General features: G+C 34.6%; 13 protein-coding genes. 1 reads left to right on the forward strand and 12 read right to left on the reverse strand.

Annotation, left to right across the window (positions count from 1 at the left end):
* Window positions 1-3: 3 nt before the first annotated feature.
* The 6 genes from PBV87_RS19930 to PBV87_RS19955 form a co-directional block, all read right to left on the reverse strand.
* A complete protein-coding gene (locus PBV87_RS19930; protein ID WP_271013477.1) occupies window positions 4-708 on the reverse strand; it encodes an ABC transporter permease in 705 nt (234 codons plus the stop codon).
* On the reverse strand, window positions 692-1,705 hold the full coding sequence (locus PBV87_RS19935) for an ABC transporter ATP-binding protein (protein ID WP_053985396.1): 1,014 nt from the start codon (window positions 1,703-1,705) through the stop codon (window positions 692-694). The genes PBV87_RS19930 and PBV87_RS19935 overlap by 17 nt, the downstream gene beginning before the upstream one ends.
* A 180-nt stretch (window positions 1,706-1,885) precedes the next feature.
* Complete coding sequence (locus tag PBV87_RS19940; RefSeq protein ID WP_053985397.1) at window positions 1,886-2,578, reverse strand: response regulator transcription factor; 693 nt, start codon at window positions 2,576-2,578, stop codon at window positions 1,886-1,888.
* An 89-nt stretch (window positions 2,579-2,667) separates the two neighbouring features.
* Complete coding sequence (locus tag PBV87_RS19945) at window positions 2,668-4,020, reverse strand: [Fe-Fe] hydrogenase large subunit C-terminal domain-containing protein (protein ID WP_271013478.1); 1,353 nt, start codon at window positions 4,018-4,020, stop codon at window positions 2,668-2,670.
* An 89-nt stretch (window positions 4,021-4,109) separates the two neighbouring features.
* Window positions 4,110-4,805: a DNA/RNA nuclease SfsA gene (sfsA, locus tag PBV87_RS19950; protein WP_271013479.1), complete on the reverse strand. Its 696-nt coding sequence runs from the start codon at window positions 4,803-4,805 to the stop codon at window positions 4,110-4,112.
* A gap of 200 nt (window positions 4,806-5,005) precedes the next feature.
* Window positions 5,006-6,370: an MATE family efflux transporter gene (locus PBV87_RS19955; RefSeq protein WP_271013480.1), complete on the reverse strand. Its 1,365-nt coding sequence runs from the start codon at window positions 6,368-6,370 to the stop codon at window positions 5,006-5,008.
* A 216-nt stretch (window positions 6,371-6,586) separates the two neighbouring features.
* Here PBV87_RS19955 and PBV87_RS19960 point away from each other — a divergent pair, with 216 nt between their 5' ends.
* Entirely contained in the window at window positions 6,587-7,762 is a 1,176-nt protein-coding gene (locus PBV87_RS19960) for an SAM-dependent methyltransferase (RefSeq protein WP_301335136.1), read from the forward strand.
* A 93-nt stretch (window positions 7,763-7,855) separates the two neighbouring features.
* Here PBV87_RS19960 and PBV87_RS19965 read toward each other — a convergent pair whose 3' ends face one another.
* The 6 genes from PBV87_RS19965 to spo0A form a co-directional block, all read right to left on the reverse strand.
* Complete coding sequence (locus PBV87_RS19965; protein WP_198524933.1) at window positions 7,856-8,428, reverse strand: TIGR03943 family putative permease subunit; 573 nt, start codon at window positions 8,426-8,428, stop codon at window positions 7,856-7,858.
* On the reverse strand, window positions 8,409-8,561 hold the full coding sequence (locus PBV87_RS19970; RefSeq protein ID WP_154668845.1) for a hypothetical protein: 153 nt from the start codon (window positions 8,559-8,561) through the stop codon (window positions 8,409-8,411). The genes PBV87_RS19965 and PBV87_RS19970 overlap by 20 nt, the downstream gene beginning before the upstream one ends.
* 202 nt (window positions 8,562-8,763) lie before the next feature.
* Window positions 8,764-10,146 (reverse strand): radical SAM/SPASM domain-containing protein, encoded by a 1,383-nt coding sequence (locus tag PBV87_RS19975; RefSeq protein ID WP_271013481.1) that lies wholly within the window; start codon window positions 10,144-10,146, stop codon window positions 8,764-8,766.
* 24 nt (window positions 10,147-10,170) lie between these two features.
* Window positions 10,171-10,743, reverse strand: coding sequence for a manganese efflux pump (locus PBV87_RS19980; protein WP_271013482.1), 573 nt, complete (start codon window positions 10,741-10,743; stop codon window positions 10,171-10,173).
* Window positions 10,744-10,927: 184 nt separating this feature from the next.
* Window positions 10,928-11,491 (reverse strand): TetR/AcrR family transcriptional regulator C-terminal domain-containing protein, encoded by a 564-nt coding sequence (locus PBV87_RS19985; protein WP_271013483.1) that lies wholly within the window; start codon window positions 11,489-11,491, stop codon window positions 10,928-10,930.
* Window positions 11,492-11,858: 367 nt separating this feature from the next.
* Window positions 11,859-12,725, reverse strand: a complete 867-nt coding sequence (spo0A, locus tag PBV87_RS19990; RefSeq protein ID WP_053985408.1) for a sporulation transcription factor Spo0A — start codon at window positions 12,723-12,725, stop codon at window positions 11,859-11,861.
* Window positions 12,726-12,766: the final 41 nt, after the last annotated feature.

Below are 12,766 nucleotides of genomic sequence, written 5' to 3' on the forward strand. Positions count from 1 at the left end.
CCCCTAGCTCCAACGTCTTTTTTCTAATACTCTAATGGTTAAAAAGTTAAAGAAGATTATAATAGATAAGAAGAAAATAACATCTGCAATATTTAACAGACCTGTTGCAAAATCTTGATAGTGCATATAAAAAGATAAATAGTTACAAACTTCTGTAAGTAGGTTTCCACCTAACATATTTCCAACTGAATCAATCAGTAAGAAAAATATCCCAACACCAATGGTCCCAATTGCTGCAATAACTTGACTTTCTGTTAAAACAGACACAAACATACCAGCTGCGCATAAGCTCGCACCTACTAGAAAGAGTCCAAGGCAGTGTCCTAAAAACACTCCTAGCTCTACTGCACCATTCATCATAACAATTCCTAAATAAACAAAGTTAATGGTTAATGCAAGTATAAAGACTGTTAAAGTCGCAAAATACTTTCCAAGTACTATACCTATTAAACTTACAGGTGCTGTAATTAAAGCCTGGTCTGTCCTATGCCTTTTCTCCTCGCTAAACATTTTCATCGTAAGAAGTGGAGATATAAAAATAACAATTGAAAAAAGTACATTAAACAAATAACTAAAATCTGCACTTCCACTATATAATTGATAACCAAAGAAGTAATAACTTGCAATGGCATAAAATATGGCTAAGAAAACATACCCTATCGGTGTGACAAAATATGAACGTATATCCCTCTTATAAATTGCTAGCATCTTCACGACCTCCTACATATTCTTCATCATCTTCTATTATTTCAAAGTCTATTTCCTCCAGCTTTTCGTAGGTTGGTGTTGTATAATACATAAAGACATCTTCTAATGTAGGTTTATTGTGATGAAGTTCTAAAAGTGGAATATGTGCTTCTGCTAAAATGCCACTTACCTTCCTCCTTACCGCATCCTCTTCAGTTTGTATATAGTATTCATAAATATCTTCATCCTCAGTCTTTGCATAGCTTACGTGATCTACACCTTCCATAGAAGCAAGTACATCTTTTATTTTTTCTGCCTCTCCTAAAGCCTGTAGCGTTAAGCGTCTTTCATTTTGTCTCATTTGTACCAGATGACCTGGTGTATCATCTGCCACAATTTTACCTTGATTGATAATGATAATCCGATCACATACTGCTTCAATTTCTTGCAAAATATGTGAAGATAGAATAACCGTTCTTGTCTTAGCTAAATCACTAATTAGCTTTCTAATCTCTATAATTTGTTTAGGGTCCAGTCCTACTGTAGGCTCATCCAAAATAAGAATCGGTGGATTACCTATTAAAGCATTTGCTAGCCCTACACGTTGCTTATAGCCTTTAGATAAATTTTGGATTAATTTATTCTTTACTTCTTTGATTTGCACAAGTTCACAAATCTCTTCTAAATGGGCTTTTTTATTCACTTTAACTTTTTTTAAGTCATATGTAAAATTAAGACTTTCCCATACCGTTAAATCCTGATAAAGGGGTGGAATTTCTGGCAAATAGCCTATTTGCTTTTTTACTTTTTCTGGTTCATGCAATATATCATGTCCATTAACAGTAATCTTTCCTTCTGTACAAGATAAATAACCCGTAATCATATTCATTGTTGTTGACTTTCCTGCACCATTAGTTCCTAAGAAACCTACAACCTCTCCTTGATTCACAGTAAAACTAATATGATCAACTGCAACTTTTCTTCCATACTGCTTCGTTACCTCTAACACCTCTAGCATTGTGCAAAACCTCCTTCAAATACTTGTGCTTACTCTAGGATAGCTTGTTTATCTCTTTCTTCCTAGCCAATTTAGGTGGCAACTTTGTGGCAATACTGTGGCAAATCATACATAAAAAAGGTGCCTTTACCGTGGTTCTATAGTCTAGAACTTGGCAAAAGCACCTTATCTTTCATTCATTTAATCATTCCATCCAATACGGTATCCAAACCCCCATACCGTTTCAATAGATATTTTCCCTACCTCTTTTAACTTTTTGCGTAATCGCTTTACTAAGTCATCTGCTGCCCTAGTATCTGTATCAAAATCAACTTTCCAAAGTTCTTTGAGCAGCTCTGCCTTACTTACAGCCTGATCTTGTTTGCGTACAAGAAAAGCAAGGAAATCAAATTCTGTAGGTGTCAACAAAATAGGTGTATCACCTATTGTAGCTGTACGAAGCTTAGTATTTAGAACAAGTGAACGATAATATAGTGCTTCACTCTTTTGATGTCCTTGTTCAAGAATAAGCTCGTTTCTTCGAAATAATGCTTTAACACGCGCTACCAACTCAAGCGGTGAAAAGGGTTTGACAATATAGTCATCACTTCCTATTGTAATCCCTGTTACACGGTCTAATTCACTTGCCCTAGCTGAAACCATAATAATAGGTACACTACTCGTTTGACGCAAAAGTGCACAAAGACTTAATCCATCTATTCCCGGTAACATAATGTCTAAGATGATTAGGTCACATGGATTAGTCTGAAAGACTTCTAGCAAGCTTTCCCCACTTTCAAAGCATTCTACCACAAAACCTTCCTTTTCAAGGAAGCAACACATAAGCTCTGCGATATTTGGTTCATCATCTGCAATATAAATTTTCTTCTGCATACGCCACCCTCACTTACCGAAAAACTGTTAAGGATAGTGTAGCAATAATTTATTATTAAACTGTTATCAATTTTTAACAAAATTTAACTTTATGATTCAAAACTACGTTCAAATAAGCTAGATTTAGCTTTTAAATCCTCCACACTATGAATGTCTAATTGTTCAAAAAGCCTTACTAATACTTCACTATGAACAGGTATTTTTATAGCTGATTCATAAGCCACTTTATCTACAGCCTCTTTACCTATTTCTTTATTTACAATAGCTTTAGGCCCACCTACACAGCCACCAATACATCCCATACCTTCTACAAAAGTAATATCGTTATTACTTTGTTCAAATTTATTTAAAAACTGTTTACAATTAGCAGCACCATCTATTTGAATCGCTTTAAAAAGTTCTTTCTTTTTAGGGAAAATTTCTTCTACGATTTCATATACAGCTTGTGAAACACCACCTGTATGTGCATAAAGTCTCCCGCCTCTTGATGCATAGTCAATGGTTGGTACACCTTCTAAAGTATGAACATCTATTTTAAAGGCGTCAAAGATTACCTCAACTTCTTGGAAAGTTAATACATAATCTACTGCATCTGCTATATCTGGTTCCTTAGCCTCTGATTTCTTTGCAATACAAGGGCCTATAAAGACAACCTTTGCATCTGGATTAAGTTTTTTAATAATTCTTCCCATCGCAACCATTGGAGAAACTGAAGGGCTTACATACTTCACTAAATCTTGATAAACCTTTCTAAGCATTGCTACCCATATTGGACAGCAACAAGAAGTAATCAGTAAATCATCTTTTGTCTTAACATGTTCACTAAATTCTAATGCTTCTTTCAAACTTAGTACATCAGCAGCTACTGCAACCTCCATCATATCCGTAAAACCTATTTTAATAAACGCCTCTCTGAGCTGATCGAGAGACACTTGTTCTCCAAACTGCCCTGCAATGGCTGGTGCTACTATTGCAATCACTTTTTCACCTGTTTTTAATAATTCATAAAGTGGCAAGAATTGTTTCAAATCCATGTAATTACCTTTGTCACAGACGGTTACACAACGTCCACAATTCATACAAAGCTCAGAATCAATCCATTTATCACCACTATCAAGATCTTTCATAATAGCGGAAAAAGGACATACACTTTGGCATTTAGATTGGCCTTCTATACATTCACAATCTTCACCACAATGATGTACCTTTTGAACAATTTTTGTATAAACTTGATTTTTAGTAATAGCATCTGCTATTTCATAAGTAAATGCATCGGGATTTAGCGTATTAATATCTATACCACACAATGCAGCCAAAACTTCTCTTCCTTGTTGATCATCTTCAAACTCTTCTTTAAGCATTTGATCAACTGTTTCCTTAAAATCACCTTCTGTGTAAGCTTCAATTAATCGTTTAAAAAGTGGATAATAATTTTCTTTCATCAGAATAACTCCCTTCCATTATGCATCTATAGCTTACTGGCATTTTGAGTTATTTATAACCTATTTATCACACTTCTATTCATTTCTAACTAAATTTTAACAGGTACAGGCCGACCGAGCACTAAGGTATCTGGCGTTACTTGACAATCGTAAGCCAAAATCTGTACTCCCTTTCTACTTACTTCGGCTACAGCATCTGCAAAAGCCGCATGAGTTATGCGATTTGGTGTAAAGTAAAGTACTCCTTCCATTTGGATCACAAAGACTACATAAGCCTTATAACCCTTTGCGGCTGCATCCATTAACTCATATAAATGCTTTTTCCCACGTTCTGTAGGTGCATCTGGAAAACGTACAACACCATCTTCTTCAAGGGTTACCCCTTTAACTTCTACAAACGCACGCTCTACTTCTGTTTCAATATATACATCAAATCTGGATTCTTTATACGTCTTTTCTGGTTGTATAAGCGTCATTTCCCCTTCAAGTCCAGGAAGACATAGTGCCCCACTTTGCAACGCTTCATAAACGACTTTATTGGGTGCTTGAGAGTCCATATTGATTAACCGCTCACCTTTTTGTACAGCAATCAATGAATAAGCTGTTTTGCGATTTGGATTATCACTATGTTCTAGATATACTGTCACACCTGGAATTAATAGTTCTTTACAACGCCCTGTATTTTTCACATGGACCTTAACTTCTTGCCCTTCTATTTCACAATAAGCAATAAAACGGTTGGGGCGACTTATAAAAGTTGCCTTTATACAATTTGAATACTTCATTTTTACACTCTAACTTTCTATTTATATTTTATTTGTTTTTGTTTATTTTTTATCTATTCCTTGCTTATCTATTATACTGTTACTTTCTATTGCTGCTACCCTATTACAGAAAAAAGTTCATATCAACTTTTTACCCTATCTAAAAAAGTAGGCTTGCCTTGAATATAGCAAAAAGGGGATGTTTTTTCAACACCCCCTTTTTATTTAATTTTTTCTCTATAAAGTTTGTTACGTTTTACTAAATAAATTAAAATCCCTACGATGACAATACCTTTTAGAATACTACTAATCGTAATGCTCCACCATACCCCATCTATTCCTAAAACATCCGGTCTTGATAAAATATAAGCCATAGGAATACGTGCACCTGTTAGTATAATACCCATAATTGATGGAATATACGTTCTACCAAGTCCATTAAATAAACCTGTTGTTGTAATTTCAATGCACATAAACAACTGTGAGTAACCTAATATACGCAAGTATACTTCTCCTCCAGCAATAGCATCAGCTTCTGGAATAAAGATTTTAAATAAACTTCCTCCAAAGCCTACAAGTAAAATGGTTGCAAAAATACCAAGTACAATAGATAAACCTATTGTAATGCGGTAGCCTTTTTCAATTCGATCATACTTCTCTGCACCATAATTTTGTCCCGTGAAGGTACCAAGAGCAGTAGATAATCCACCTGCTGTCATCCAAGAAATGGCTTCAATTTGAGAACCCACTTTTTGAACTGCAATAGCTACTGGACCAAAGACTGCAACAATACGTCCAAGAACCATTGCAAATACAGTAAAGAGTCCACTTTGCATTGCTGCTGGGAATCCAATTACACATAATGTTTTAATTGCTTGCCAATCAATTTTTGCAAAAAGATTAATATGTAAGTAACTTTCTTTCCTTCTTGCCAGTACAATTATAAAACCTACAGTTACCACAATTTGTGCAGCAACTGTAGCAAGTGCAGCACCTAATACACCCATTGCTCGAATAGGACCAAATCCTAAAATTAAAAGCGGGTCAAAAATCATATTAAAAACAAGCCCAATCGTATTTAAGATAAATGGTGTCTTACTATCTCCAAGTCCATTAAAAATAGATGTAAAGACTGGATTCATAAAGTAAAATACCATCCCTAATGCCATAACAATTAAATAGGTTTTAGACATTTCAATAATATGTGCATCACCTAAATTAAAGAAACTAATAAGAGGGTCCGCCAATATTAATAAAGCAATACCATATAATATAGCAAGTACACAGTTGAGTTGTGTTGCACTTGTAATAAAGGATTTTGTTCCTTCTATATCTTTTTCCCCTATACTTTGAGCAACTTTAATCTCTGCTCCTACTTTTGAAATCATAATAAATGCCATTGCAAGCCAAGTAAAGAAACCTGCTGTTCCTACTGCTGCTACTGCACTACTTCCCACACGACCGATCCAAATCATATCCGTCATGTTATAAGCCATTTGAATAAATGATGTCCCCATAATAGGAAGGGCTAGCTTAATAAGCTTACCAACCATATGGCCTTCGGTTAAGTCAATTCTTCTCTCCATAATCTTCCTCTTTCTCATACTAAGAGGCTGTCGCACATTGATCCTAAATGCGGCAGCCTCTCTCTTTTATTTCATTATATATAAATATACTTCATTCGTAAACTTTTTTATTTTATTACTGCATAACATTATATCTATCTTCAATAACAAGTCTATCTATGTAAGCATGAAATCTCCTATTCTCGGTCATACTTTCTAGATGAAGGAGGAATTAACATGCAAAAAGCACCGATTAAAGAACTTATTTCTAACTTTAAAGGTATTAACTTTACACTACAATTTGGGGATGGTGAATGTGTACAAGTAGGGAATACCCCTTCAGACTTTAAAGTCATTTTAAAAGAACCTATCCATACATTAGACTTTATACTTAGTTATACATTAGCTTTTGGTGAAGCCTATATGAATGGTAACTTAGAAATAGAAGGTAACTTGTATGAGGCTTTAGATGCTATTCTAAAATTCAAAAACCATTTCCATACTCATTTTCATCTTCTACCTGAACTTTTTCATACCTCTACTTCTGCTTCCCATCAAAAGAAACAAGTAAGTAGCCACTATGATTTAGGAAATGACTTTTATAAACTTTGGCTAGATGAGACTATGAGCTATTCTTGTGCCTATTTTAAATCATCACTGGATACACTCTATGAGGCTCAAATGAATAAAATCCATCACATTCTTTCTAAATTGAATCTTCAAAAAGGGCAATCTCTTTTGGATATTGGATGTGGCTGGGGACATTTACTTATTGAAGCAGCCAAACTTTATAAAGTCCATGGTGTAGGTATTACACTCAGTCAAGAGCAATATGATGGTTTCAATGCACGTATTCAAGCAGAGAACTTACAAGATTATCTTGAAGTTAAACTTATGGACTATAGAGAACTTGCAAATTCAGATTTATGCTTTGATCGTATTGTAAGCGTAGGTATGCTAGAACATGTAGGCCGCAATCACTATAAACTTTTCCTGAGTTGTATTGATCATGTATTAAAAGATGGTGGACTTGTGTTACTCCACTACATCAGTAGCCAAATTGAATCCCCTGGTGATGCCTGGATTAAAAAATATATTTTTCCTGGTGGGGTCATTCCTAGCTTACGTGAAATTGTTAGTCTACTCCCTAATTATCACGACTATATCATTGATATAGAAAGTCTACGTCGTCACTATACACAAACGCTCCTTATGTGGGCAGATAACTTTGAAAATGCCCTCCCACAAGTGCATAAAATGTTTGGCGAAAAATTTATTCGCATGTGGCGTATGTATCTTGCCTCATGTGCAGCATGCTTCAATAACGGTGTTGTAGATTTACATCAAATTCTCTTTACTAAAGGTGTCAACAATGAACTTCCAATGACTCGTGACTATCTGTATACTAAGTAAATACGTAACAAAGTAAAAAGCTAACACACTGGGTGTTAGCTTTTTACTTTATATAATTTAAAGATTGTTTCTCCAGTCTATACTATATACGTCCTAGTTATTAACCTTAGCTTGTCCAGCAGAAATCTTAGTTACTTCTGTTACATTTAGAACTGGGAAGGCTTCTTCCTCATCTTCAGTTGGTTCTCCAACGCCAATGGTACCTACAACCCTTACCCACGTATCATCTACTGGCCATTCACCATCATAAGTGGTATCTAATCCTACATAAATTTCATGTGCATGGTCATCGTGTCCCATATCATAGAGACGAATGACCGTATAACGTCCTGGATCCATTTCTTTTACCATGCCTTCATACTGCAATGTAGTACCAACATATTGATCGAGATCCATATAAATTTTATCCATATCATTTACAAAGTTCTCATCACCTATCACATAATCTACACCTTCTGGTGCTTGATTATCATTAAGATATGGTTTTTCACTTGATGTATTTGAAGTGTCTTCATCAGTTGTGCTTTCTACTGTATCTGAAACTTGTCCTTGTTGCTGTATAGGTTTAAGATCTGCTTGATTGTTGCCACACCCTACGAAGAAAACACAGGCAGCTAATCCTATGCCCTTTAACATATGGCTCATTTTAAGCATGATCGTCCTCACTTTTGACTGCTTCTTGTTCACGCTCTTCTTTTCTAGTCTTTTGAATAAAAGCACCTAATTTTTTAAACGCCTCATCGTATGTAATCGGTTCTACTGTCTCCGGTTGAACTGTTTTTTCATTTTCTTGATTCATTTTAATAACTCCTTTCAAAAAGCTTCTCTTATACTATACCTTGTCTCATTCTTTTTGTATAGTAGAACCTCAATATGTCTTCTATTTAATAAGTGGAGAGCTACATAAGAATACTCTCAAAACTTGTTTTAGAAGGTGCGCATGAATATTCTAAAACACTGTCTAGAGAGTAGCCCCACATAGCCCTCCACATTATTCCCATCTATTTTACTTTTTGTTTTGCAGCTTCTCTCGCCGCCTTTTGTTGTATATTTTCCGCCCATAATGGCTCTGCTCGTTGTGCCCATATCTCACCATACTCTTTTGTCTTTGCTGCCAGCTCCTCTACATCTTCTGGCTGAATATACTCTGTGGATTTGGCACCAGCATTTTTAACCATTTCTGCAATTTTTGGTGAGTTATCTAATATAGGACATGGTCTAAATTGGTTACAATTAAACGGTTGATTTTTTTGATATTCCATAAAAAGTGGCTGACCTAAAGCTTCAATAAGTGATACCTCTTTAATATTTGCATTGGAATAATGACAAAATACACATGGTTCTACATCCCCATTAGCATTAATATGACAGTATCTTCTTCCACCTGCTACACAGCCTCCAACATATTCTGCATCATGCCAGAAATCCATATTGAAGATGGCTTTTTCCCCTCTCCACTCACGAATGGTACGATAAAGCTGTTCCCTTTGATCCGGTGTTGCCATTAATGATGTATCTGTACCACATCCAATAGGCATAAAAGTAAAATACCAAGAGAAATAAGCCCCTTTATCAATCATAAGGTCAATAAATGCATCTGATAGTACACTTTCGCTATTCTGATTGGTAAAGCATGTTGAGAATCCAAAAGGTACACGATGCCTCTTCATCACATCCATTGCACGCATAATGTCTTTCCAAGACCCTTCGCCACGTCTACCATCTGTGGCGTCATCAAAACCTTCTACGCTAATCGTTGGCACAATATTCCCAAGCCTACAAAAATCTTCACAAAGTGCATCATCAATTAAAGTTCCATTCGTAAACATCATAAAGACACAGTCATTATGTTTTTCAGCTAAACGTAGTATATCTTTTTTACGTACAAGAGGTTCTCCTCCTGTCATAATATAGAAATAAATACCTAAGTCTTTACCTTGTGTAAATAAATCATCTAATTCATCGCAACTTAAATTCAATGCTTTATTATAATCAGCTGCCCAACATCCAATACACTTCTTATTGCATGCTGTTGTGGGGTCAATAAGTATTGTAAATGGAATATCATGACCATATTTCTTACGATTTTTTTCTAGCTCTTCCCATCCTTTGATTGAACTATTTAATAAAAAATTAGTGAATACAGTTTCTAATATATGTGGATTCACTTCTGTTGCTAGCCTAGACATAAGCTGTATCCAATTATTATCTTCTTCACTAAGGAGTTCCTCTAGTACATCATAGATTTCTGTGTAGTAGGACTTTGTATCCACTTTACGTACAAGCTTTAAAATATTTGACAAGTTTTCTTCCGGATTCTTTCTTAAATAATGAATCATTTGCTTTAAAATTGTCTTTTCTACTTGATATTTTACATTGAGCATAAAATACGCCTCCCAAAAATAGTTTTAAAAACAATTCATCACTAATCTAAATGCAATAATTAATAAGATACATCCACTGCATCCATTCACTACAACATGATATTTCATGCCTAACCTATAGCCCATCCAAAGGCCAAGTGCCACAGATACACTTGTAATACAAAAAGTAAGTACAAGATTTTTAATAATAGCAAGCTGTAATAATGCTAGTAAAATGCCTAGTATTAATGCGTCTACTCCCAGTATGCATGCTGACTTTACTAAAGCCTTATAATTCATCGTTTCTTCTCTTTTTTCCACAAAGGAATGTTCTCTAAAGGTACGTCGAAACATCTTCATGCTTAAAAAAATTAAGGTAAGTGCTGCTAAAAAAGGAGTAAAAGTGAGTCCGCCTTCTATATGTAGATTTTCCATCAGTAAACTTATTGTAATCATCCCTATGCCTAGCATAATGGTTTGGATTATGGCAAACAAAAGGCTTACTAAGCACAGTGTTACCTTGTTTAAATGCCATTGATTAGCTCCCTTTTTTAAAGCTTCATTGAAAGGTTCTAATGCCAATCCAATAATTACTACAATGACTTCCCATAGTTTCAACGTCTCACTTCCTTTCTCTTGAATTAGTTTAATTATATGCCACCTTTATTACTTCTTAACATATACACTCCACCCTTATTGTCTTGTTGAAAATACAAAAAGCCACGAATGTCGTGGCTTTTAAAATATATCTTATCTATGCTCTATTTTAAGGATAAATAAACTTCTTTGTGACTCCTATGTATTACATAATTTGTTCTACAATATCTACTAAGGAATGTGAAATGAGAATTCTATAGTTTTTTGCCATCTCTTCCCCACTTAAGGTTAGACCTTTATGAAACCATTCTTTAATGATAAATGTCAAACCTTGTGCATAGTATTGCGCAATCCCTGCAGCTGTAAAAATACCTGCACCACTTTTGCCTTCTCCTGCATAGAGTTCAAAAGCTTCTTGCAACACTCTCTGTGTATTTTCACAGAAAATCTGTTCAAAACCATTCTGACCTTCTGTCTTAATAGCTCTTAAATAAAATTCCCTTTCTTTCTCTAGCTTTGTAAATAAAAATTGCATGGCTGCATCTGGCATTTTATTTTTAAGCAATAAATCTGCTCCATTAAAAAGTTCCTCTCTACATATCCATTCTAGTACTTCATACTTATCTGCAAAGTGATTATAAAATGTTGGACGCATAAGCCCAGCCTTATCTGTAATCATTTTAATTGTAATTTTTTCAAATGGATACTCTAGCATCAGTGTTCTAAAACCTTCTGCTAGCTGCTCTTTAACTTGCTTTTTTTCACCCATTAGCCAGCCCCCATTCTTTTTAGTGTATCTATTTTAAAGTTTTACTTAACCACTATAGATCAGATAATTCTACCTCTAACAATTAACTTGACGTATGCTTTATTTCATATTCTTTTGTAACTATCTAACTCCAGTTAAGAGTTTCCCCTTTAAGATCATTGAATCTCCCTCATATTTTTTTACCTCTTATTTTACACTATTATACAACTAAATCCAAGTAATGTTATTAAATTTTATAACATTCACATAATAATGCTTTTATTTTTGTCAATTAAATTAAAAATAAAAATCCTTCTAATTATTGGAATATATTTCCCAACAAATTAGAAGGATTTTTAACGTTTTCAGTCATTATCAATTTAATTATTTAACCTACTTGAAGTTCAAGGCGAAGTCTATCAGCAATTAATGCGATAAATTCACTATTTGTAGGTTTGCCTTTCCCATTGTTTACTGTATAACCAAAAAGTTGATCAATAGTATCCATTTTTCCTCTACTCCATGCTACTTCAATAGCATGACGAATTGCACGTTCTACACGGCTTGGTGTTGTATTATAGTTCTTAGCGATATTTGGATAAAGTTGTTTTGTAATAGAGTTAAGAATATCCATATCGTTAATCGCCATAATAATTGCATCACGTAAGTATTGATACCCTTTAATATGGGCTGGAATTCCAATCTCGTGAATAACATTTGTTACTTCAGTTTCTAAGCTATGTGCAGTCACTACTGGACGTGATTGTTGAGCTTGAGCCTTCACATTAATTCCTGCATTTTGGAAAATAGATGAAGAATGTGCTGAAGTAGCTGTTACTGGTGTAGGTTCACTTGATTGTCTGATGCTACTCGTCATATTTTTAAGTTGTCTAATACGTGTTGTCAATGTATCCATATCAAATGGTTTTACAATATAGTAAGCAGCACCTAATGCCAAGGCACGTTCTGTAATTTTATCTTGCCCTACAGCTGAAAGCATTACTACTAAAGGCTTTTGATCTGGATCCATACTTTGAAGGTTTTCTAATACACCAATACCATCTAAATATGGCATAATTACATCTAGAATTAGTACATCTGGTGCTAAAGCTTTAATTTGTTCACATGCTTCTATTCCATTTGCTGCTACCCCAACAACTTCCATATCTTCTTGTTTGTTTAAAAATTCTTTTAAAATTTGACTAAAGTCTTTATTATCATCAGCTAAGACGATTCTTATTTTTTTCTCTTGCAAAATGACTCCCCCTACTTCGTATAAATACAATATTTTACCAA

Origin of the sequence: Holtiella tumoricola (assembly GCF_027857615.1) — a bacterium.
GTDB lineage: Bacteria > Bacillota > Clostridia > Lachnospirales > Cellulosilyticaceae > Holtiella > Holtiella tumoricola.

Bases quoted from the DNA above. Each gene is read 5' to 3' on its own strand.
- PBV87_RS19930 (WP_271013477.1), bottom strand. From the start codon at position 708: ATGCTAGCAATTTATAAGAGGGATATACGTTCATATTTTGTCACACCG.
- sfsA (WP_271013479.1), bottom strand. From the start codon at position 4,805: ATGAAGTATTCAAATTGTATAAAGGCAACTTTTATAAGTCGCCCCAAC.
- PBV87_RS19940 (WP_053985397.1), bottom strand. From the start codon at position 2,578: ATGCAGAAGAAAATTTATATTGCAGATGATGAACCAAATATCGCAGAG.
- PBV87_RS19975 (WP_271013481.1), bottom strand. From the start codon at position 10,146: ATGCTCAATGTAAAATATCAAGTAGAAAAGACAATTTTAAAGCAAATG.
- PBV87_RS19955 (WP_271013480.1), bottom strand. From the start codon at position 6,370: ATGGAGAGAAGAATTGACTTAACCGAAGGCCATATGGTTGGTAAGCTT.
- PBV87_RS19970 (WP_154668845.1), bottom strand. From the start codon at position 8,561: ATGAATCAAGAAAATGAAAAAACAGTTCAACCGGAGACAGTAGAACCG.
- PBV87_RS19945 (WP_271013478.1), bottom strand. From the start codon at position 4,020: ATGAAAGAAAATTATTATCCACTTTTTAAACGATTAATTGAAGCTTAC.
- PBV87_RS19960 (WP_301335136.1), top strand. From the start codon at position 6,587: ATGCAAAAAGCACCGATTAAAGAACTTATTTCTAACTTTAAAGGTATT.
- PBV87_RS19985 (WP_271013483.1), bottom strand. From the start codon at position 11,491: ATGGGTGAAAAAAAGCAAGTTAAAGAGCAGCTAGCAGAAGGTTTTAGA.
- PBV87_RS19935 (WP_053985396.1), bottom strand. From the start codon at position 1,705: ATGCTAGAGGTGTTAGAGGTAACGAAGCAGTATGGAAGAAAAGTTGCA.